This window comes from Xanthomonas sp. DAR 80977, from assembly GCF_041240605.1.
GTDB lineage: Bacteria > Pseudomonadota > Gammaproteobacteria > Xanthomonadales > Xanthomonadaceae > Xanthomonas_A > Xanthomonas_A bundabergensis.
The window spans coordinates 250,802-272,682 of the sequence record NZ_CP162487.1 but is presented as its reverse complement, the minus strand read 5'-3'; the positions used below and the strand labels follow the sequence as shown (position 1 = coordinate 272,682).

Sequence of the window (21,881 nt, the reverse complement as noted above, 5' to 3'; positions counted from 1 at the left end):
CCGGTCTTGCTCAGGACTCGTACGCGGCTTCGCCGTGCGAGGTGATGTCCAGGCCCTCGCGCTCGGCTTCTTCCGACACCCGCAGGCCGAACACCAGCTTGGCGACCAGGAAGCCGACCACCGAGACCACGCCGATCCAGACCACGGTCACGCCCACGCCGGTGGCCTGCACCAGCACCTGGTGGCCCATGGTCACGCCTTCGGCATAGCCTTGACCGCCCAGCCCCTTGTCGGTGAACACGCCGGTCAGGATCGCGCCGACGATGCCGCCGACGCCGTGCACGCCGAACACGTCCAGGGTGTCGTCGGCATTGAGCAGCTTCTTCAGCCCGGTCACGCCCCACACGCAGATCGCGCCGGCGGCCACGCCGATGGCGATCGCGCCGAACGGGCCGACGGTGCCGGCGGCCGGGGTGATGCCGACCAGGCCGGCGACCATGCCCGAGGCCACGCCCAGCGCCGAGGACTTGCCCTTGACCAGCTTCTCGACCAGCGACCAGGCCAGCACCGCGGCGGCGGTGGCCAGCAGCGTGTTGAGGAAGGCCAGCGCCGCGGTGGCGTTGGCTTCCAGCGCCGAACCGGCGTTGAAGCCGAACCAGCCCACCCACAGCAGCGAGGCGCCGACGAAGGTCAGGGTCACGTTGTGCGGCTTGAGCGCGGTCTGGCCGAAGCCCAGGCGCTTGCCGACGAAGTAGGACCCGACCAGGCCGGCGATACCGGCGTTGATGTGCACCACGGTGCCGCCGGCGAAGTCCAGCGCGCCCTTGGTGAACAGGAAGCCCGGGGCCGCCCACACCATGTGCGCCAGCGGCAGGTAGCCGAAGGTGAACCAGATGACGATGAACAGCAGCACCGCGGCGAACTTCACGCGCTCGGCGAAGGCGCCGACGATCAGCGCGCCGGTGATGCCGGCGAAGGTCAGCTGGAAGGCGACGAACACGTACTCCGGCAGCTTGAAGCCCTTGGAGAAGGTGTCGGCCAGCGTGGTGGTGTCGACCCCGTGCAGCAGCGCCTTGTTGAGCGTGCCGATGTACGGGCCGCCGTCGGCGAAGGCCAGGCTGTAGCCGTACAGCACCCACAGGATCGCGATCAGCGAGAACACAACGCCGACCTGGATCAGCACCGACAGCACGTTCTTGGAGCGCACCATGCCGCCGTAGAACAGCGCCAGGCCCGGCACCACCATCAGCAGCACCAGCAGCGTGGAGGTCAGCATCCAGGCCACGTCGCCCTTGTCCACCACCGGCGCGGCGGCGGCGGGCGCGGCCGCGGCGGCCGGCGGTGCCGGCGGGGTCAGTTGTTCGGTGACCACGTCCGGCGTCGGCGCCGGGGTCACTTCGGCCTGGGCGAAGGCCGTGCCGGGCACGCCCGCCGCCATCGCGCTGACCAGCATCAGCATGCATACCGCGTAGAACCGGGCCTTCCACCCGGAGAAAAGACGTGTCTTCATGAAGGGCTCCAAGGTGGGGTTAGAGCGCATCTGCGCCGATCTCGCCGGTGCGGATCCGGATGACCTGTTCGATCGCGGTGACGAAGATCTTGCCGTCGCCGATCTTGCCGGTCCCGGCCGCGGTCTGGATCGCCTCGACCACGGCGTCCAGGCGTTCGTCGGTCACCACGGTCTCGATCTTGATCTTGGGCAGGAAGTCGACGACGTACTCGGCACCGCGGTACAGCTCGGTGTGTCCCTTCTGCCGGCCGAAGCCCTTGACCTCGGTGACGGTGATGCCGGACACGCCTGCCTGCGACAAGGCCTCGCGGACCTCGTCGAGCTTGAATGGCCGGATGATGGCGGTGATCAGTTTCATGCGCATACCCCGTTGGTGGAAGGAGCCGGCCGCCGAACGCCGGCCGGCGGTTTGCATGTCATCGGCGCCGCGAATGGCGCCGTCCTGCTGCGCGGTGCGTCCCGCGGATCACGCCGTGGCGCGGCGCACGCGAGGCGCGACGGCAACGGCGACGTGGGAGGGAGCGTGGCCCACGGCACGCAAGCGCTGTCTTTCGTGGTGCATCCCCTGGAAACAACCGGCTGTTGCGACTGATTCGGGCGCGGACCACCTGCACGGCTCCCCAGCCGAGTAAGTGGCGGCGATGACGAAGGAGGGAGGGGGAACCTTCGCCATCGCCGCGCGTGGAACTCAGTTGGCGTAGTACAGCTGGTATTCCAGCGGGTGCGTTGCGGCGCGGAACTTGGTCACTTCCTGCATCTTCAGCGCGATGTAGCCGTCGATGAAGTCGTCGCTGAACACGCCGCCGGCCTTGAGGAACTCGCGGTCGGCATCGAGCGCTTCCAGCGCCTGGTCGAGGCTGGAGCACACCTGCGGGATCTTCTTCTCTTCTTCCGGCGGCAGGTCGTACAGATCCTTGTCGCTGGGCGCGCCCGGGTCGATCTGGTTCTTGATGCCGTCCAGGCCGGCCATCATCAGCGCGGCGAAGGTCAGGTAGCCGGACTGCAGCGGATCCGGGAAACGGATCTCGATGCGGCGCGCCTTCGGGTTGGACACCCACGGAATGCGGCACGAGGCCGAGCGGTTGCGCGCCGAGTAGGCCAGCATCACCGGCGCCTCGAAGCCCGGGACCAGGCGCTTGTAGCTGTTGGTGCCGGAGTTGGTGAAGGCGTTGATCGCCTTGGCATGCTTGAAGATGCCGCCGATGTACCACAGCGCCATCTGCGACAGGCCGCCGTAGCCGTCGCCGGAGAACAGGTTGGTGCCGCCCTTGGCCAGCGACTGGTGCACGTGCATGCCCGAGCCGTTGTCGCCGACGATCGGCTTGGGCATGAAGGTCGCGGTCTTGCCGTTGCGGTAGGCGACGTTCTTGATGATGTACTTCATCATCATCAGCTCGTCGGCCTTCTTCACCAGCGAGTTGAACTTGGTGCCGATCTCGCACTGGCCGGCGGTGGCCACTTCGTGGTGGTGCACCTCGACCTCGATGCCGACCTGCTCCAGGGTCTTGCACATTTCCGCGCGCAGGTCCTGCAGCGAGTCGGTCGGCGGCACCGGGAAGTAGCCGCCCTTGACCGCCGGACGGTAGCCGCTGTTGCCGCCTTCGATCTTGCTGCCGCTGCTCCAGGCCGCTTCTTCCGAATCGATCTTGAAGAAGGTGTGGCCCATCTCGTTGCCGAAGCGCACGCCGTCGAAGATGAAGAATTCCGGCTCCGGGCCGAAGAACGCCTGGTCGGCGATGCCGCTGGACTTCAGGTAGGCCTCGGCGCGCTTGGCCACGCCGCGCGGGTCGCGGTCGTAGCTCTGCATGGTGGCCGGGTCGAGGATGTCGCAGGTCAGGACCAGGGTCGGGTCGGCCATGAACGGATCGATGAACGCGGTGTCGGCGTCGGGCAGCAGGACCATGTCCGACTCGTTGATGCCCTTCCAGCCCGAGATCGAGCTGCCGTCGAACATCTTGCCCTCTTCGAACAGCGCCGGCTCGATGATGCTCACGGGGAAGGTCACGTGCTGCTGCACGCCGCGCATATCGACGAACCGCAGGTCGACGAACTCGACCTTGTTGTCCTTGACGAGCTTCTCAATATTTTCCGCAGACATCGATGAAACCTCGGGTTGGTGAATGACTTGCCCAGTAACAGCAATCGCCGTGCCAACTGTGATGGATTCACAAGTCCTTGATTTTGGTGAAGGGAGCACGCCAACGGGGCGAAATCCGCGCACCAAATTGGTTCGATGGTTACTTGAAGCACCAAAGTGGTGCTCGAGGCAATGTTCTATCCTTGCCCGGTTTTTCCTCCCCCACGAGCCGACCCCTCCCCATGAGCGACATGTTCTCCGCCCTGCTGCTGGGCATCCTCGAAGGCCTGACCGAATTCCTGCCGGTCTCCAGCACCGGCCACCTGCTGATCGCCGAGCAATGGCTCGGGCGCCGGTCGGATTTCTTCAACATCGTGATCCAGGCCGGTGCGATCCTGGCCACCACCCTGGTGTTCCGGCAGAAGCTGTGGTCGCTGGCCACCGGGCTCGGCGACCGCGCCAACCGCGACTACGTGTTCAAGCTGGGCACCGCGTTCCTGGTCACCGCGGTGGTCGGCCTGGCGGTGCGCAAGGCCGGCTGGCAGCTGCCGGAGACGGTGCAGCCGGTGGCCTGGGCGCTGGTGATCGGCGGCGTGTGGATGCTGGTGGCCGAGCATTTCGCCGCGCGCATGCCCGAGCGCGACGTGGTGACCTGGAAGGTGGCCATCGCGGTGGGCCTGGCGCAGGTGGTGGCCGGCGTGTTCCCCGGCACCTCGCGCTCGGCGGCGACGATCTTCCTGGCCATGCTGCTGGGCCTGAGCAAGCGCTCGGCCGCGGCCGACTTCGCGTTCCTGGTCGGCATCCCGACCATGTTCGCGGCCAGCGGCTATTCGTTCCTGGAGCTGTACAAGGACGGCGCGGTGGGCAGCGAGGACTGGGGCGACGTGGCCATCGCCTTCGCCGCCGCGGTGGTGACCGGCTTCATCGTGGTGAAGTGGCTGCTGGGCTACATCAAGTCGCACCGCTTCACCGCGTTCGCGGTGTACCGCATCGTGCTGGGTGCGGCGCTGTTGCTGTGGTTGCCGGGGGCTTGAGGGCTGGCTGGCTGGCGGTCGTACCCTCACCCCAACCCCTCTCCCGAGGGGAGAGGGGCTAGCGGCTTTTCCTTCTCCCCTCGGGAGAAGGTGGCCCGCAGGGCCGGATGAGGGTACGGGCGCAGCCTCGCGCACCCAACTCCGCGAGTGCTTTCGCGCCGGACCCTCACCCCAACCCCTCTCCCGACGGGAGAGGGGCTAGCGGCTGTTCCCTTCTCCCGTCGGGAGAAGGTGGCCCGAAGGGCCGGATGAGGGTACGAGCGAAGCCTCGCGCACCCCAACTCCGCGAGACGCTTCGCGCCGGACCCTCACCCCCACCCCCTCTCCCGGGGGGGAGAGGGACTTAGGCGATGGCGGGATTCAGGGTGTAGGTGCCGTGCAGGCTGGCTTCGCCCAGCACGTGGCCCTGCATCGCGCGCAGCGCGTCGGCGGCGGTGAAGCGCGCCGGCAGGTCCAGCGTGGGCACATCCAGCGCGAACAGGCGGAAGAAGTAGCGGTGCACGCGCAGGTCGTTGGCCGGCGGGTACGGGCCGTCGTAGCCGTAGTAGTCGCCGCCCATCTGGGCATCGCCGGCGAACCAGTCGGTATAGCTGTTCAGGCCCTGCCGCGCGCCGGGCAGGCCGGGCGGTTGCCGCTTGCCGCCGGCGACGACGCCGTCGCTGGCGCTGCCTTCGGCGATCTCGCGCACGTCGGCCGGAATCTCAACGGCAGCCCAATGCACGAAATTGGTGCGTGGCTGTTCGACCGGGATCTGCACGTCGTCGCGGCCGACCATCTCGGCCACGGTCGGCACGTCCGGATCGATGCACAGCAGCACGAACGCCGCGGTGCCGGCCGGGACGTCGCCCCAGGCCAGGTGCGGATTGCGGTTGCCGGCGAAGCCGTCGGCCTGGCCCATCGCGTAGGTCGCCGCGATCGGCTGGCCGGGCTGGATACTGTCACTGCGAAGTCGCATGCGGAACCTCCTGTGGGGGAATCAGGTTTCGGTGTAGCCCAGGCGCACGGCCACCGGCGTGAGCAGCGCGAACGCGTCCGCCAGCGGCGCGGCGTAGGCGCGCCAGTGGCCGGAGGCCAGGCGCGGCGGCCCGAGCGTGGGCACGTTCGGGAACGGGATGCCGAAGGCCTGCTCCAGCGCCGCGGCCACGCCGGCCGGATCGGTCTCGATGCCGTCCAGGCGCAGCAACCGGTGCGGATACAGCTCCTGTTCGTGCAGGTCGGCGACCTGGCCCAGCACCGCCGCCAGCCAGCGCGCGCCGGCCTCCGGGCTGGCCATGCCCAGCGGCGCCGGGGCGCCGTTGGCCAGCCAGTCCAGCAGCATGTCGCGCGGATCGCGCAGCGCGATCAGCAGCCGCCCTTCCGGCAGCAGCGGGCGCAGCGCGCGCAGCAAGGTGTTGTCCCACCACAGCAGCCAGTCGACGATGTTGCCGTCGTCGATGCCGCGCGCCGGCAGCTGCGCGCGCCATTCGGCGAGCAGCGCGGCGCCGTCGAGTTCGCCGCTGTCGAGCTGGGGAATGGTGCGGTAGCGCTGGAAACCGTCGGTCGGCGGCTGCGCGCCGAAGCGGTCGCTGCGCAGCACCTGGCTGGCCGCGTCCATCACCGCGATCACTCGCTCCACTCCGCTGCCCGGCGCGCCCCAGACGAACAGCGGCCGCGCGCGCGCCTGCGGGTCGATCTCGGCCAGCGCCGGCCACGGCGCCGCGGCCGTGCCCAGCGGCGGCAGCGGCAGGCGCTGCGGCAGCTGTTCCTGCTGGAATGCCAGCCAGCTCGCCAGCGCCTCGGCCGGGCGCCCGGCGCCGTCCTGCACCGCCGCCAGCCACGGCCGCAGCGCGGTGCGCTCGTGCTCGGGCATGCGCTGCATCAAATGCTGCACGTGGGCGATGGCGGCGTCGTGCTCGCCGCGCTCCTGCAGCGCTTCGACCAGGCGTTCCTCGCCGCTGATGCGGCCCGGTTCCAGCGCCACGATGCGCTGCGCCACGGCCTCGCCCTGGTCGCGTTCGCCGGCCATGTCGTGCACCCGCAGCTGCGCCTCCAGCGCCGGCACGTGGCCCGGCATCGCCGCCTGCCAGCGCGCGATCAGCGCACGCGCCTCGGCGCCGCCGACCGGCTCCAGCGCCAGCCGCGCCAGCCACAGGTCGTGCGCATCGGTCGTGGTGGCCAGCGCCGCTTCCAACGTGGCGCGGGCATCGTCGACCGCCCCCAGCCGCTGCCAGGCGATCAGCGCGGCATGCAGGGTGCGGCGATCGGCCGGGGCGGCGCCCAGCGCGCGCCGCAGGTGCTCCAGCGCGTCGGCCGGGCGCCCGGCCTGCAGGGCGTATTCGCCGGCCAGCCGGCGCATGCCGGCGGTGTCGCTGACCGGATCGGCCAGCACCGCGTCCAGTGCGGCGATCGCGTCGTCCAGGCGGCCCTGGCGGTGCGCCAGCTGCGCCACCAGCGCCATCAGCGCGCTGGTGCCGCGGGTCAGCGCTGCGACGCGGCGGAACGCGGTCTCGGCGAAGGCCAGGTGCTGCTTGTCCAGGTAGGCGAAGCCGAGCGCGTACAGCAGGCGCGGATCGTCGGGCAGCGCGTTGCTGGCGCGCGACAGCAGCGCCAGCGCGCGATCGGCGTCGCCGCGGCGCAGCGCCAGCATGCCGTCCAGGCCCAGCAGCTGCGGGTGCTCCGGATCCAGCCGCGCGGCGGTGCGGCTGAGCCGCTCCACTTCGTCCAGGTCGCCGCGGGCCAGCGCCAGGTGGGCGCGCATCACGTAGGCCAGGAACTGGTTGGGATCCAGCGCGGCGGTGCGCGCCAGCGCGTCCTCGGCCTGGGCGATGTCGTTGGCGCTGAGCAGCATGCCGGCGCGCAGCAGGTGCAGGCCGGCGTCTTCCGGCGCCAGCGCGATGGCCTGGTCGATGCTGGCCAGCGCGGCGGCGGTGTCGCCGTTCTGCTGCTGCGCCAGCGCCAGCCAGCGGTGCGCCTGCGCGTCGGCGGCGGCGTCGGCCACCCAGGCCTGGGCGATGCGCAGCGCGTCGGCATTGGCCTGGCGGCGCAGGGCGTCGAGAATTTGCTCTTGCATGAGGGTCCGGCTCGGGGCAAACCGGCATTGTAACGGGACGACCCGGCCCGGCCGCGCCGGCATCGGCCGGGGCACGTCGCCAATCCCGGAATGGGCCGCGTGGGTCTGCACGCCCGTCGGTTGGCGCTGCGTGGCGCAGCGCCCGACGTGTGCCGCTCAGGTCGAGCTACGCGGTGCCGGCTGGCGGCCTGCCAGGCGCGACCCACAGGCCCCAGGCTCGGCGCGACCTGCCCAGGGCGGCACGCCCCAGGCTCAGGCCGGCAGACCCTCGGTCAGGCGCTCGGCCACCCAGCGCTCGGCGAAGCCGTCGCCGCGCGCGTTCTCGATGAAGCCGCAATGCCCGCCCCAGCGCGCGATCTCCAGCCGCGCCGGCGGCGGCAGGCGCAGGTTGCGGAAATCGTCCAGCGGGATCACCGGGTCGTCCTCGGCCATCAGGATGTCGGCCGGCACGCGCAGGCCCTGCAGGCGTTCGCCGGCGATCGAATAGCTGTCGAAATAGGCTTCCAGGCTGGCGAAGCCGGCGTGGCGCTGCGCCAGCCAGCCCATCAGCTCGCGCATGTCCAGCGCCAGCGTGGCGTCGTCGTAGCCGTGCCGATCGGGAAACAGCTCGCGCTTGCGCAGCAGCGATTCGCGCCACTTGCGGCGGAAATACCAGTCGTAGAACTGCGGGCCGTTCTCGATCCGCTGCATGGTGGTGGCCGGGTCCAGCAGCGGGCATACCGCGGCCACGTGCTGCAGCGGCAGGCCGGCGGCAGGCGCGCGCAGCGCCAGGCGCAGCGCGAAGTTGCCGCCCAGCGAATAGCCGGCGGCCAGCAGCGCCGGCGCCGGGAAGCGCCGCCACAGGTCGGCGGCGGCGTTGACCACTTCGTCCAGGCGCTCGGAATGGAACAGGTCCACGTTGAGGTGGTGGGTGCCGCCGTGGTCGCGGAAATTGAGCCGGAACACCTGGTAGCCGCGCGCCAGCAGCTGCGCGGCGGTCAGGCGCATGTAGCTGGAGTCGGCGCTGCCTTCCCAGCCGTGCAGCAGCAGCACGGTGCCGCGCGGCGCGGTGTCGGCCGGCACGCTGAGCCAGCCCTGCAGGCGCACCCCGTCGCCGCCGTCGAGGATGTGCGAGGTGGTGGTCGCGCCGCTGGCGGCGAGCAGCTGTTCGCCGCGGCGCACGCGCAGCGCGCTGGAGCCCAGCACCGATTGCAGATGCGGGTTGCGCAGCCAACGCGGGGGGAGGTAGTCGGCGGCATTCATCATCGGCAGCGAGCTTGCGCCGGGCGATTGGAGCAATACGTCAAATCGCCCGGGCCGCAGTGTTCCATGGTTCAGCGTTGCGCCATCGCCGCGACGATGCGCGCGCGCGAGATCTCGGCGATGCGCCGGCGCCCTTCCACGTCCTGCAGCCGGATCGGCTCCAGGAAATGCACCTCGGCCACGCGGCCCGGCTCGCCGAGCAGGCGCAGGAAATTGGCGAAGAAGCTCTCGTGCGGGCCGAACGCGATCACCGTCTGCGCCGAACCGCCGGCGCCGTAGCGCACCGCCACCGGCTGCACCGCCACCTCGGCTTCCACCGCGGCCTGGAAGATGCGCGCATGGAACGGGCCGACGTCGTGGCCGCCGCGGGTGCGCCCTTCCGGGAACACGCCGACCGAGCGCCCGGAGCGCAGCCGCTCCAGCATCGCCTGCAGCACCCCGCCCAGCGACTCGGTGTTGCCGCGCTGGTGGTAGATGGTCTGCCCGCGCGTGGCCAGCCAGCCGACCAGCGGCCAGCCGGCGATCTCGCGCTTGGCGACGAAGCCCATCATGCGCTGGCTGTGCAACATGACGATGTCGATCCAGCTGACGTGGTTGGCCACGAACAGCACCGGATTGGACAGCGGCGTGCCGACCCGGCGCACGCGCAGGCCGAAGATGCGCAGCAGCCAGGTCGACCACCAGCACACCACGCGGTCGCCGAAGGATTCGGTGCCGGCGCGGCCGGGCGACAGCGCCATGCACACCAGCAGGAACGGCAAGGACAGGAACACGTGCAGCGCCAGCAGCGGAATGCGGTAGCCGTAACGGACCCAGCGCAGCGCCCCACCGTGGTGGTGCGTGGCGGTTGAGGAGATCTCGCTCATTCTAGTCAGGGTACCGCAAGCCGGGAGGGAAGCACCCTATTGTGTCAGCATGAAGACGGTTACGGCTGAGTGCGCGCTAATCGCGTGCGATCACCGCCAGGGTCAGCCGCGACACGCACACCGGCTTGCCGGCCGCGTCCTCGATGCGGATCTCCCAGACCTGGGTGGCGCGGCCCAGGTGCAGCGGCCGCGCGGTGCCGGTGACCGTGCCGGCGCGGGCCGCGCGCAGGTGGTTGGCGTTGATCTCCAGGCCCACGCAGATCCGGTCCGGCGCCGCGCACAGGTTGCCGGCGCTGCTGCCCAGGGTCTCGGCCAGCACCACCGAGGCGCCGCCGTGCAGCAGCCCGTACGGCTGCACGGTGCGCGCATCGACCGGCATCGTCGCGCGCAGCCAGTCCGGCCCGGCCTCGGTGAAGACGATGCCCAGGTGCGCGATCAGGGTGTCGCGGGCGGCGGCGTTGAGGGCATCGAGATCGACGGGGTCGCGGAAGGTCATTTTGGGCCCGGGATTAGGGATTAGGGATTAGGGATTCGGGATTCGGGATTGGCAAAAGCGATTGTCGGCGCGAGGGGCGCCGCTTGGCGAATCCCCAATCCCGAATCCCCAATCCCGGCCGTCAGAGTATCGGCACCAGCCCAGAGCCGAACGCCGTCAGCATCCGCACCAGCAGCCATTTCGGGCCGACGTTGACCTCGGGGAAGTCGCCGACCGCGCTGTAGCAGCGGTGGAAGCCGGGATCGCGCCGGGTCAGCGGCGCCGGGCAGTCCGGACCGGGCTGGAATTCGTAGTTGGTGGCGTAGCGCCACGGCCAGAAATCCAGCACCGGCAACGCTTCGGAGGCCTTGCCCATGCTGTAGTTCAGGCCCGACAGCACCGGCGGCTTGATCCGCGGCGCCACCGTCCACGAGTTCTCCGGCTCGATGTCGCGGCCGATGCTGGCGGCCAGCGCCTGGGCGAAGGCCGGATCGTCGATGATCACCGCGCCCTCGGTGTTGTAGGTCTCGCTGCGCGGATCGAAGTTGTGGGTGCCGATCACGCCGATGCGCCGGTCCACCACCAGCGACTTGGCATGCAGGCCCATGCGCGCGCCCTCGCGGGTCACCGGCAGCGGCCGGTTGGCGGCACGGCGGCTGAGGAAGGACGGGCGGGTTTCGGTGCGCAGCACGCGGCGATCGACCTGGCTGCCGTCGGCGCGACGGCGGCTGCCGGAGGGTCCACCGCTGCCGCTGCCGAGCACCGAACTGCGGCCGGCGGCACTGCCGCCGATCAGCGCATTGCGGCCGCCGGCCTCGCCGGCGTCCGGCAGCTGCAGCGGCGACGGCAGCAGGTTGGCGTAGTCCACCGGCGCGTCCAGCGGGAACGGCTTGTACTCGTAGATGTCGAAGCCCATCTCGCGCAGGTTGCGGCGCTTGTACTTGTACGACAGCGCATACACCACCGGGTTGTCGGTGCTGGCCAGGCTGTTGGTGGCCACGACCACCTTGGGTGGCTGCGCGCGCTTGCGCAGGTCGCGGAAGATCTCCTGCGCCGGATCCGACAGCACCAGGTACGGCGTCTGCAGGATGATCTCCTGCCTGGCCTCGGCGATCAGCTTGTCCAGCCTGGGCGCGGTCGAGATGGCCTTGGGGCCGTGCTCGCGGCGATGTTTCTGCGGCAGGTCGGCGACGTAGTCCACGTGCCTGACCGGCAGCGCCGGCAGCACGAAGGCGTCTTCGACGAAGGCCGCATCGGCCGCCTCCTCGCTGACGCGCTGCACCCGCTCCGGGCGCAGGAACTGCGCCGGCGGCATCGGCGGCACGCCGTCGCGCAGCAGCAGCTTGCCGACATCGTTGAGCCGCGCCACCGGCACGCTGCGCCGCGCCGCCCAGTAGGCGTCGAAGTTGGCGGCCATGGTCCGCGCCACCGGCCCGGCCACCAGCACGTCGCGGTCGCGGAAGTTGTACTCGCTGTCCCAGTCGTAATAGTCGTCCTGGTAGTTGCGCCCGCCGACCACGCCGATCGCGTCGTCCACCACCAGCAGCTTGTTGTGCATGCGCTGGTTGAAGCGGCGGAAGCAGCACAGCACGCTGGCGGCGTAGTGCATGTAGTTGGGCTTGGCCAGGCCGAAGGTGGGGTTGTAGATGCGCAGCGAGAAGTTCTGGTGCGCGCCGGCCAGCGCGCCGAGGATCTGCAGGTCGGAGATCGCCGAGAGCTGGTCGATCAGCACCCGCACCTGCACGCCGCGCCGCGCCGCGGCCAGCAGTTCGTCCATCACCAGCCGCGCGCTGTCGTCCTTGTCGAAGATGTAGGTCTGCAGGTCGATGCTGCGGCTGGCGCTGCGGATCAGGTTGACCCGCGCCACCAGCGCTTCCTCGCCGTGGTCCAGGATGGTGGCGTAGTGGCGCGGGGCGGCGTCGGCGGACGCGGCGAAGGCCTTGCCGGCCAGCGCGCGCAGCGGCGAGGCCAGCGCGCAGTGGTCGCCCTGCGTGCAGTCGACGCGGCTGTCGCGCGCCGCCTCGGCGATCGCCACCGCGCGGCCGTGCTGGGCCTGCGACAGGCTCGCGCAGCCGCTGCCGAGCAGCATCGCCGCCAGCACCAGGACCCTCAGCCAGGCTGTCACCGAGCGTCCGCTCCGGTCAGCCGCGCGCGCAGCACGAAGGTGACCCGATCGCTCAAGGCCAGATCCCACTTGTCCATTCCATAACGTCCACGCAAAACCGTACCGCGGCTGATCACGTCGCAATCATAGCCCGGGCGGCTGCATCCCGCCGGCATCATGGTCAGCGTCTCGGTATGGCCGACCCCGCGAATGCTCAGCGTACCGACCAGCGCGCCGCCGGTGGTCAGCAGCTCCGGCGAGAACGGCTGCGAGTCGAAGGACACGGTCGGAAAGCGCGCCGCGTCGAAGAAGTCCTCGCCGCGCATCCAGCCGGTGTAGCGCGGCTTGCCGGGGATCTGCACGTAGGCGGTGAACAGGCGCAGGCGCACCTGGTGGCGGCCGTCGGGCAGCATTTCCACGGTGCCCTCGAAGCGCGGGAAGAAGCCCTCGATGCGCTGCCCGAAGCGGGTGCGGATCTCGAAGCCGAAACGCGACTGGGCCGGATCGAAGGCATGCTCCCCCGGCGACAGCTGCGGCGCCTGCGCCAGGCCCCAGCCCGGCAGCAGGCACAGCGACAGCAGCGCGGCGCGCAGCGCCGGGCACAGGCGCCGGCGCGGTGCGTTCAGGGCCACCAGAAGGCGGTCAAGCGGGCCACGCCCGGCTCGATCGCCGCGTCCTGCGGCACCGTCAGCACCACCACGCTGGCGGTGGGCATGCCGCGGTAGTCGCCGGACTGGCCGCTGTGCATCAGCGCCGCCAGCTGCTCCAGGCCCGGGTTGTGGCCGACCAGCAGCAGGCGCTCGACGTCGCGATGCTCGTCCATCAGCGCGGCCAGGGTGCCGGAGGTGGCCTCGTAGACCCGCGGCTCCAGGCGCTGCTCGACATAGCCGGTCAGGCCCAGCACCGCCTCCAGGGTCTCGCGCGCGCGCCGCGCCGGCGAACACAGCACGCGGTCGGGCACCAGCCGCTGCTCCAGCAGCCAGCGCCCGGCGGCCTCGGCCTCGGCCAGGCCGTGCGGCGACAGCGGCCGGTCGAAATCGGCCTGGCCGGTATCGGCCGGTTCGGCATGGGCATGGCGCAGCAGGATCACTTCACGCAGGACGATGGTCATCGGTCAGGCCTTCTTGAGCCACTTGAGCAAGGGTTCCCAGTCCTGCTGGTGATCGCGCACCTGAGCGGAACGGTAGTCGAACAGGCTGCGGCCGAGGCCGACCAGCACCACGTAGGCCTGGCTGTCGCGCAGCTGCGCCAGCACCGGATACGGCCAGCCGCCGAGCATCTCCAGCGCCTGCTGCGCGGCGTGGGTCCACGGCTTGCTGCGGTTGATCACCAGCCCCACCGGCAACTTGCGCTGGTGCACCCGCGGCACCTTGGCCAGGGTGTTGAGGAAGCCGACGGTGGCCTCGATGTCCAGCGCCGACGGCATCACCGGCACCACCACCGCATCGGCCTCGTCCAGGAACTGGGCCAGGTCCTCGGCCATGGCGCCGGCCGCGCCGTCGATGATCACCCGCTGCGTGTCGTCCGGCAGCGCCGCGCGCCAGGCGCGTTTGCGGCTGGCGTCGATCGGCAGCACGGCGCTGTCCAGGCCGGCGCGGCGCTCGGCCCAGCGGGTCGAGGAGCCCTGCGGATCGGCATCGGCCAGCACCGTACGCTTGCCGGCCAGCGCGTAGTACGCGGCCAGGTGCGTGGCAATCGTGGTCTTGCCCACGCCGCCCTTGGAGCCGGCCACCAGGATCGTCTTCATGCGCGCCTCGCTTCCGGAAGAAGAGGCCGCAGCGTACACCGGCCCCATGTTGGCCGGTAGTCAACGCGTAGCGGGCGGGCCGGCGCGTTGCTATCGTGGCGGCCCCACGGCAACGGATCGCCCATGAGCGAGCTGCAGGACCTGACCGCGCTGATCCGCGCCAACACCCCCCTGATCGTCATCGAGACCCAGGAGGAGGCGCGCATCGTGGCGCTGTTCCGGCAGGCGCTGATGCAGGTCTGGCGCGCGCTGCACCGCTGGTCGATCACCGAGGGCCTGCGCCGCATCGACCTGGACCGCGAGGACGAGCCGAGCGGCCCGCCCGACGCCAGCGCGGTGCTGCAGGCGATCAAGCAGGCCGACCAGCGCGGCATCTACCTGTTGCTGGACGTGGTGCCGTACCTGGGCTACGCCAGCCACCAGCGCCTGCTGCGCGACATCGTCGAGCGCCGCCACTGCCAGCCGCACGTGCTGGTGCTGATCGGCGCCAGGATCGAGCTGCCGGCCGAACTGGAAGCGCTGGCCACTCGCTTCAACCCGCGCCTGCCCGACGCCAATGCGCTGCTGAAGATGGTGCAGGAGGAGGCCGCCGGCTACGCGCGCGAGTTCGGCGGGCGCCGGGTCGAGGTGGACGGCGAGGCGATCAAGCAGATCCTGCGCAACCTGCAGGGGCTGAGCCTGATCGACGCGCGCCGCATCGCCCGCCAGCTGATCTACGCCGACGGCGCGCTCAACGCCGCCGACCTGCCGCAGCTGGCCCGGCTCAAGTTCGAGCTGCTCAACCGCAGCGGCCACCTGCACTACGAATACGACGCCACCCGCTTCGCCGACGTGGCCGGCGCGCGCCGGCTCAAGCGCTGGATCGAGCAGCGCCGCGCGGTGTTCGCCGGCACCGCCCCGCCCGGGCTGGACCCGCCCAAGGGCGTGCTGCTGCTGGGCGTGCAGGGCTGCGGCAAGTCGATGCTGGCCAAGGCCACCGCCGCCGGCTTCGGCGTGCCGCTGCTGCGCCTGGACTTCGGCTCGCTGTACGACAAGTACCACGGCGAGACCGAGAAGAACCTGCGCGGCGCATTGGCCGCGGCCGAGCAGCTGGCGCCGTGCGTGCTGTGGATCGACGAGATCGAGAAGGGCCTGGCCAGCGGCGGCGAGGACGGCGGCGTGTCGCGGCGCGTGCTCGGCTACCTGCTGACCTGGATGGCCGAGCGCGGCACCCAGGCCGGCGCCGGCGGCGTGTTCATCGTCGCCACCGCCAACCAGGTGCACGAACTGCCGGCGGAACTGCTGCGCAAGGGCCGCTTCGACGAGATCTTCTTCGTCGACCTGCCCGATGCGGACACGCGGGTGGAACTGCTGCGCCTGCACCTGGCGCGGCGCAAGCTGCGCGAGGAGGACTTCGCCCTGCCGGCGCTGGCGGCCGCGGCGAACGGCTTTTCCGGCGCCGAGATCGAGCAGGCCATCGTCTCCGGCCTGTACGCCGCGCATGCCGAGAGCCGGCCGCTGGACACCGAGCTGCTGATGCAGGAAATCCGCGGCACGCGACCGCTGTCGGTGGTGATGGCCGAGCAGGTGCAGGCGCTGCGCGAGTGGGCGCGCGAGCGCACGGTGCCGGCGGACTGAGCGGGGTGCTTTCCTGCAGGAGGCCTGCAGGAGAGGGTTCAAGCCCGAGCGGGCATTGCCGGTAACGCCCCGGTCGGGGCCGAAGCCCCTCCTACAGAAGCGTCCGCAGCAGCCATGCCCAGGCCGGCAGCGTGGCCAGCGACAGCACGATGCCGTAGCCGACCAGTGCCGCCGCCAGCCGCGGCGCCAGCCGGTGCGAGATCGCCAGCATCGCCGCGGTGATCATCGTCGGCATCGCCGATTCGAGCACGTTGGCCTGCAGCGCCTGGCCGCGCAGGCCCAGCGCCCACGACAGCGGCCAGGCCAGCGCCGGCAACAGCAGCAGCTTCAGCAGCAGGCCGGCGGCGAGCGGTTGCAGTTCCTCGCGCGGCAGCCGCAGCTGGATCGAGAGGCCCACCGCCAGCATCACCAGCGGCAGCATCGCATCGGCCAGGTGCTGCAGGCCCGAGGCGATCCACGCCGGCGGCTGCACCGGCATCAGCGTCAGTGCGAACGCCAGCGCCCACAGCGGCGGGAAGCGGAGCATGCGCAGCAGCGTCTGCCGCGGCGACGGCGGGGTTTCGCCACTGTAGCGGGCCAGCACGTACAGGCCGAAGCTGGACAGCAACAGGAAGGTGCCGAACTGGTCGTAGACCACCGCATACGGCAGCGCCGCCTCGCCGAGCAGCGCGCGCACCATCGGATAGCCGATGAAGCTGGAATTGCTCAGCGCCACGCACAGCAGCAGCACCGCGTACTGGTCGCGGCGCAGGCGCAGCGGCCGGCGCAAGGCCAGCGCCGCGAGCACGGTCGCGCCGGCCAGCAGCCAAGGGGTCAGCATCACGCCGAGCAGGGACAGGTCCAACTGCAGGCGCGGCACGTAGATCAGCACCGAGGCCGGCAGGCACAGGTACAGCACCACGCCGTTGAGCACTTCTGGGGTGGTGGGCGGCAGCGCGCGCAACTGCGCGAACAGCTTGCCGAGCACCAACATGGCCAGCATCAGGGCGAACGCGTCGAAAGCCATCGGCACAACACTAAAGTCCAGCGGGACGCGGCATCATCGCATGGGTGCGCGGGCCGCGATTTGGTGGCCGGATGCGCCGGTGCGCTGCATAACTGCGCTGGCGCATGCAACTTCAATGCGTCGCGACTGAAGTCGCTCCCACAATGCACCCGGCATGCCTGCCACAGGCCCTGTAGGAGCAACTCCGAGTAGTCTCGGGCCATCAGCCGCCATCGGCGAAGCGATGGTCTTTCTGACGCATTGCGCGGCGCATCTGGAGCCCCTCACAGTGCGTCAGGGACGCTCGCTGCAGCCTCTGTGGGAGCGACTTCAGTCGCGACAAACGAAGCGACGGACCCAACGGTTGCGGATGGCGGCGGCGCCGAAGCCCCCGCAGTTGCGCTCTACAGCGCGCCCGGCCGATCGGCGTGCGCAGCCCATGCGGCGGCTCCAGCCATGACTGGCACGATGACACGATGTCCAGCGCCCCACATGATCGTCACCGATCGCGCGAACCTCACCGTACCTCCAAGCCCGGCAGCTCAGGGCCAGGCAGGCGGCTTGGCCTGCCAGGCGGCCTGCACCTCGGCCAGGGTGGCGCGTTCGTCGTCGCGCCAGGCCGGCAGCAGCTTGGCGAAATCGGCGCCGGGGCCCCACTGGTCCGGCCAGGTGCGCACGGCGGCGGCGTACCACTTCACCGCCTCGTCCTTGCGGTCCAGCCGCCACAGCACCAGCGCCAGCGTCGGCGGCACCCAGTCCGGCGCCGCCGGGCGGCCGTTGACCAGGCCGCTCCATTGCGCCAGCGCACGCGCCGGATCGCCGGCGCGCAACAGGTCCCAGCCGTAGTTCCACTCGATCTGGCGGCGCTGCGCGCCGGCGCTCAGCGTGCGCAGCGCGGCCTGGTACAGCTCTTCGCCCAGTTCGCGGCGGCCGCCGGCCATGGCGATCGCCGCCAGCTGCGCGCGCGCCTCGGCCGCGTTCGGATCGCGCTGCACGATGCTGGCGAGACGATCGACCAGCGCATCGCCGCTGCCGGCGACCGCGGTGATCGGACGCGCGGTGCTGCGGTCCTGGTCGAAGTAGAACTCCTTCGGCGCCGGCAAGGCCTGCGCGCGCGCATCGACCGCGGCCATGCCCACCCAGGCCAGCATCGCGGCCAGTGCGTATTTATGTGCATTCACTGCTGACAACCCCTTGGAGGTGGTCCCCTCCCCCATCCGCATCCTAACCGCGTCCGCCGCCCGGGGCGAGGGGCAGGCCCACAAAAATGGCGCTGATACAATCGGGGGATCGTGCCTGGCCTGCGCCGCGCACGCGCCAGCCTTCCATCTCCAGGCAAGCCATGAACCGCATCGCCGATCCGCGTCCGCCGTCTTCCCTCGCCGTACCGGCCGCCGACAGCGTGGACACCGGCTACACCCTGGAGCACAAGTACACCCGCACCGACGGCCGCATCTACCTGTCCGGGGTGCAGGCGCTGGTGCGCCTGCCGCTGATGCAGCAGCTGCGCGACCGCGCCGCCGGGCTGAACACCGGCGGCTTCGTCAGCGGCTACCGCGGCAGCCCGCTGGGCGGCTTCGACCTGGAGCTGTGGCGCGCGCGCAAGCACCTGGACGCGGCCAACGTGAAGTTCCAGCCCGGCCTCAACGAGGACCTGGGCGCGACCATGGTGTGGGGCACGCAGCAGACCAACCTGTTCCCCGGCGCGCGCGTGGATGGCGTGTACGCGATGTGGTACGGCAAGGGCCCCGGCGTGGACCGCTGCGGCGACGTGTTCAAGCACGGCAACGCCGCCGGCACCTCGCGCCACGGCGGCGTGCTGGCGCTGGCCGCCGACGACCACGCCTGCCGCAGTTCGACCCTGCCGCACGGCTCGGAAGAGGAATTCGTCAGCGCGATGATGCCGGTGCTCAATCCGGCCGGAGTGCAGGACATCCTCGACCTGGGCCTGGTCGGCTGGGCGATGAGCCGCTACACCGGGCGCTGGATCGGCTTCAAGACCATCGCCGAGACGGTGGAATCCTCGGCCTCGGTGGAGGTGGACCCGTTCGCGCGGCAGATCGTGCTGCCGGAGGATTTCGAACTGCCGCCGGGCGGGCTCAACATCCGCTGGCCGGACCCGCCGCTGGACCAGGAGATGCGCCTGCACCGCTATGCGGTGCGCGCCGCGCAGGCCTTCGCCCGCGCCAACGGCGTGGACCGCACGGTGCTGGATTCGCCGCATGCGCGGCTGGGCATCGTCACCACCGGCAAGAGCTACCTGGACGTGCTGCAGGCGCTGGAATACCTGGGCCTGGACGAGCGCGCCTGCCGCGACATCGGCATCCGCGTGTACAAGGTCGGCATGACTTGGCCGCTGGAGCCGATCGGCATCGCCGCGTTCGCGCAGGGCCTGGACGACATCGTGGTGGTGGAGGAGAAGAAGGCCTTCATCGAGCGGCAGATGAAGGAGCAGTTCTACAACTGGCCGGCCAGCGCCGGGCCGCGCCCGAGCATCGTCGGCAAGTACGACGAGGCCGGCGAATGGATCCTGCCGTCCACCGGCGAACTGACCCCGGCGACCATCGCCGCGGTGATCGGCAAGCGCATCCAACGGTTCTTCAACACCGAGTCGATCGAGCAGCGGCTGCGCTGGATGGAAGCCAAGGAAGCGGAAATGGCCTTGCCGCGCGCCAATTTCCCGCGCGTGCCGCACTACTGCTCCGGCTGCCCGCACAACACCTCCACCGTGGTGCCGGAAGGCTCGCGCGCGCTGGGCGGGATCGGCTGCCACTACATGGTGACGTGGATGGACCGCTCCACCGACACCTTCACCCACATGGGCGGCGAAGGCGTCACCTGGGCCGGGCAGGCGCCGTTCACCGACACCCCGCACGTGTTCCAGAACCTCGGCGACGGCACCTACTTCCACAGCGGCTCGCTGGCGATCCGCCAGTCGATCGCCGCCGGCGTCAACATCACCTACAAGATCCTCTACAACGACGCGGTGGCGATGACCGGCGGGCAGCCGGTGGACGGCAGCCTGAGCGTGCCCGACATCGCCCGGCAGATGCGCGCCGAAGGCGTGCACACCATCGCCCTGGTCAGCGACGACATCGGCAAGTGGACGCGGCGCCGCGAGCAGTTCCCCAGCGAGGTGGAGTTCCACGACCGCAGCGAGCTGGACGCGGTGCAGAAGCGCCTGCGCGAGGTCAAGGGCACCAGCATCCTGATCTACGACCAGACCTGCGCCACCGAGAAGCGGCGCCGGCGCAAGCGCGGCAAGCTGCCCGACCCGGCCAAGCGCGTGCTGGTCAATTCGCTGGTCTGCGAGGGCTGCGGCGACTGCGGCGAGAAGAGCTTCTGCGTGTCGGTGCTGCCGAAGGAGACCGAGTTCGGGCGCAAGCGCCAGATCGACCAGTCCGGCTGCAACAAGGACTACTCCTGCGTCTCGGGCTTCTGCCCCAGCTTCGTCACCGTGCACGGCGGGCAGCTGCGCAAGGGCGGCAAGGCCGACGCGGCCACGCTGCTGCAGGACCTGCCGCTCCCCAGCTTCCGCAGCGACCTGAGCCAGCCCTGGAACATCCTCATCACCGGCGTCGGCGGCACCGGCGTGGTCACCATCGGCGCGCTGCTGGGCATGGCCGGGCACCTGGAAGGCAAGGGCGCCAGCGTGCTCGACCAGACCGGCCTGGCGCAGAAGGGCGGCGCGGTCACCACCCATATCCGCCTGGCGCGCCAGCCCGAGGACCTGCACGCGGTGCGCATCGCCGCCGGCGAGGCCGACCTGGTGCTGGGCTGCGACATGGTCGTGGTCAACGACTACTGGGCGCTGTCCAAGGTGCGCGGCGACCGCTCGCAGGTGGTGCTCAACACCTACGAAGCGATGCCCGGCACCTTCACCACGCATCCGGACATGCAGTTCCCCGCCGCCGACATCGTCGCCGGCGTGCGCCTGGCCCTGGGCGGGCGCGAGCCGCTGCTGCTCGACGCCACGCAACTGGCCACCGCGCTGCTCGGCGATGCCATCGCCAGCAACCTGTTCATGCTCGGCTATGCCTGGCAGCAGGGGCTGGTGCCGCTGTCGCATGCCGCGCTGATGCGTGCGATCGAGCTCAACGGCGCGGCGGTGGCGATGAACCAGCAGGCCTTCGCCTGGGGCCGCCTGGCGGCGCTGGACCTGGCCGCGGTGCGGCAGGCGGCGGGCACGGCCGGCAGCGTCGTGGCCGAGGCCGACCCCGGCGCGCAGCGGCTGCAGCAATTGCCGCCGGGCGAATGGGAAGGACACGAGGCCGGCGCCAGCGCCGCGCCGCGCAACCCGCACAACGCGCGCCAGGCGCGCGACCTGCCCGCGGCCGGCGATGCCGCCGACAGCGGCCATGCGCCGCTGGACGACACCCGCCTGTCGCGCTCGCTGCACGAACTGGTCGCGCGCCGCCGCGCGTTCCTGGTCGATTACCAGGACTCCGCGTACGCCGCGCGCTACGCCACGCTGGTGGAGCGCGTGCGCGAGGCCGAGCAGCGCGTCGCCGCCGGTTCCACCGCACTGACCGAGGCGGTGGCGCGCTACGCGTTCAAGCTGATGGCCTACAAGGACGAATACGAAGTGGCGCGGCTGTACACCAGCAGCGATTTCCAGCGCCAGCTGCAGCAGCAGTTCGACGGCGCCTATTCGCTGCGCTTCCACCTGGCGCCGCCGCTGCTGGCCAGGAAGGATGCGCAGGGCCGCGCGCTCAAGCGCGAGTACGGGCCGTGGATGTTCACCGCGTTCAAGTGGCTGGCCAAGCTGCGCGTGCTGCGCGGCGGCAGGTTCGACCTCTTCGGCTACAGCGCCGAACGCCGCGGCGAGCGGCAGCTGATCGCCGACTACGAACGCACCGTGGGCGAACTGCTGGAGCGCCTGGCGGCGGACAACCTGGCGCTGGCGGTGGAGATCGCCAGCGTGCCGGAGCACATCCGCGGCTACGGCCACGTCAAGGAAGCGCACCTGCACGAAGCCAAGCAGCGCGAGGCGCGGCTGCTGGCGACCTGGCGCAATCCGAAGGCGCTGCATATCGTGCAGGCGGCTTGAATGGCTGCGTCGTTCACGCGACGCGTCAAAAACGCGCCCGGCCAGCACGCCCCTGCAGGAGCGGTTTCAACCGCGACAGGCAGTGTGGGAGCTGATCGGCAACGTCGCAGCCAGGACAGAACGGTCGCGGCTGAAGCCGCTCCTACAGGGCATTAGGCCAACGATCCGCTTCGCCCACGAAAAAC

The 21,881-nt window shown here is 70.7% G+C and carries 17 protein-coding genes; 3 read left to right on the top strand and 14 right to left on the bottom strand.

All coding sequences use genetic code 11. From position 1 onward, the window contains the following. Window positions 1–10: 10 nt before the first annotated feature. From amt to glnA, 3 genes are all read right to left on the bottom strand, one after another. Complete coding sequence (gene amt, locus AB3X10_RS01205) at window positions 11–1,450, bottom strand: ammonium transporter (RefSeq protein ID WP_369978347.1); 1,440 nt, start codon at window positions 1,448–1,450, stop codon at window positions 11–13. 19 nt (window positions 1,451–1,469) lie between these two features. Next, window positions 1,470–1,808 carry a P-II family nitrogen regulator gene (locus AB3X10_RS01200; RefSeq protein WP_003470522.1) on the bottom strand — a complete coding sequence of 113 codons (339 nt, stop codon included), beginning with the start codon at window positions 1,806–1,808 and terminating at the stop codon, window positions 1,470–1,472. Window positions 1,809–2,138: 330 nt separating this feature from the next. Next, window positions 2,139–3,548 (bottom strand): type I glutamate--ammonia ligase, encoded by a 1,410-nt coding sequence (gene glnA / locus AB3X10_RS01195; protein ID WP_003480122.1) that lies wholly within the window; start codon window positions 3,546–3,548, stop codon window positions 2,139–2,141. A gap of 221 nt (window positions 3,549–3,769) precedes the next feature. Between glnA and AB3X10_RS01190 the strand changes: the two genes are divergently transcribed. Then, window positions 3,770–4,561, top strand: a complete 792-nt coding sequence (locus tag AB3X10_RS01190; RefSeq protein WP_369978345.1) for an undecaprenyl-diphosphate phosphatase — start codon at window positions 3,770–3,772, stop codon at window positions 4,559–4,561. Window positions 4,562–4,904: 343 nt separating this feature from the next. On the opposite strand, the gene AB3X10_RS01185 is transcribed toward AB3X10_RS01190, so the two are convergent. From AB3X10_RS01185 to AB3X10_RS01145, 9 genes are all read right to left on the bottom strand, one after another. Continuing rightward, window positions 4,905–5,516 carry a YbhB/YbcL family Raf kinase inhibitor-like protein gene (locus AB3X10_RS01185; protein ID WP_369978343.1) on the bottom strand — a complete coding sequence of 204 codons (612 nt, stop codon included), beginning with the start codon at window positions 5,514–5,516 and terminating at the stop codon, window positions 4,905–4,907. 21 nt (window positions 5,517–5,537) lie between these two features. Further along, window positions 5,538–7,610, bottom strand: coding sequence for a tetratricopeptide repeat protein (locus AB3X10_RS01180; RefSeq protein WP_369978341.1), 2,073 nt, complete (start codon window positions 7,608–7,610; stop codon window positions 5,538–5,540). 252 nt (window positions 7,611–7,862) lie between these two features. Further along, window positions 7,863–8,852, bottom strand: coding sequence for a YheT family hydrolase (locus AB3X10_RS01175; protein WP_369981594.1), 990 nt, complete (start codon window positions 8,850–8,852; stop codon window positions 7,863–7,865). Window positions 8,853–8,923: 71 nt separating this feature from the next. Beyond that, window positions 8,924–9,718 carry a lysophospholipid acyltransferase family protein gene (locus AB3X10_RS01170; RefSeq protein WP_369978339.1) on the bottom strand — a complete coding sequence of 265 codons (795 nt, stop codon included), beginning with the start codon at window positions 9,716–9,718 and terminating at the stop codon, window positions 8,924–8,926. A gap of 76 nt (window positions 9,719–9,794) precedes the next feature. Beyond that, window positions 9,795–10,214 carry a hotdog fold thioesterase gene (locus AB3X10_RS01165; protein ID WP_369978338.1) on the bottom strand — a complete coding sequence of 140 codons (420 nt, stop codon included), beginning with the start codon at window positions 10,212–10,214 and terminating at the stop codon, window positions 9,795–9,797. Window positions 10,215–10,335: 121 nt separating this feature from the next. Continuing rightward, on the bottom strand, window positions 10,336–12,282 hold the full coding sequence (locus AB3X10_RS01160) for a phospholipase D family protein (protein WP_369981592.1): 1,947 nt from the start codon (window positions 12,280–12,282) through the stop codon (window positions 10,336–10,338). A 32-nt stretch (window positions 12,283–12,314) separates the two neighbouring features. Then, complete coding sequence (locus AB3X10_RS01155; RefSeq protein WP_369981590.1) at window positions 12,315–12,869, bottom strand: YceI family protein; 555 nt, start codon at window positions 12,867–12,869, stop codon at window positions 12,315–12,317. 50 nt (window positions 12,870–12,919) lie between these two features. Beyond that, on the bottom strand, window positions 12,920–13,396 hold the full coding sequence (locus AB3X10_RS01150) for a SixA phosphatase family protein (RefSeq protein ID WP_145707365.1): 477 nt from the start codon (window positions 13,394–13,396) through the stop codon (window positions 12,920–12,922). Between the two features lie 15 nt (window positions 13,397–13,411). Then, window positions 13,412–14,044: a ParA family protein gene (locus AB3X10_RS01145; protein ID WP_145707239.1), complete on the bottom strand. Its 633-nt coding sequence runs from the start codon at window positions 14,042–14,044 to the stop codon at window positions 13,412–13,414. Between the two features lie 123 nt (window positions 14,045–14,167). Here AB3X10_RS01145 and AB3X10_RS01140 point away from each other — a divergent pair, with 123 nt between their 5' ends. Next, the gene (locus AB3X10_RS01140) at window positions 14,168–15,661 is read left to right on the top strand and encodes an AAA family ATPase (protein WP_369978336.1); all 1,494 of its coding nucleotides are present in this window, start codon (window positions 14,168–14,170) and stop codon (window positions 15,659–15,661) included. 91 nt (window positions 15,662–15,752) lie between these two features. On the opposite strand, the gene AB3X10_RS01135 is transcribed toward AB3X10_RS01140, so the two are convergent. Beyond that, window positions 15,753–16,667: an AEC family transporter gene (locus AB3X10_RS01135; protein WP_369978335.1), complete on the bottom strand. Its 915-nt coding sequence runs from the start codon at window positions 16,665–16,667 to the stop codon at window positions 15,753–15,755. A gap of 521 nt (window positions 16,668–17,188) precedes the next feature. Beyond that, window positions 17,189–17,797 (bottom strand): tetratricopeptide repeat protein, encoded by a 609-nt coding sequence (locus tag AB3X10_RS01130; protein ID WP_369981587.1) that lies wholly within the window; start codon window positions 17,795–17,797, stop codon window positions 17,189–17,191. Between the two features lie 191 nt (window positions 17,798–17,988). Between AB3X10_RS01130 and AB3X10_RS01125 the strand changes: the two genes are divergently transcribed. Beyond that, entirely contained in the window at window positions 17,989–21,696 is a 3,708-nt protein-coding gene (locus AB3X10_RS01125) for an indolepyruvate ferredoxin oxidoreductase family protein (RefSeq protein WP_369978333.1), read from the top strand. Window positions 21,697–21,881: the final 185 nt, after the last annotated feature.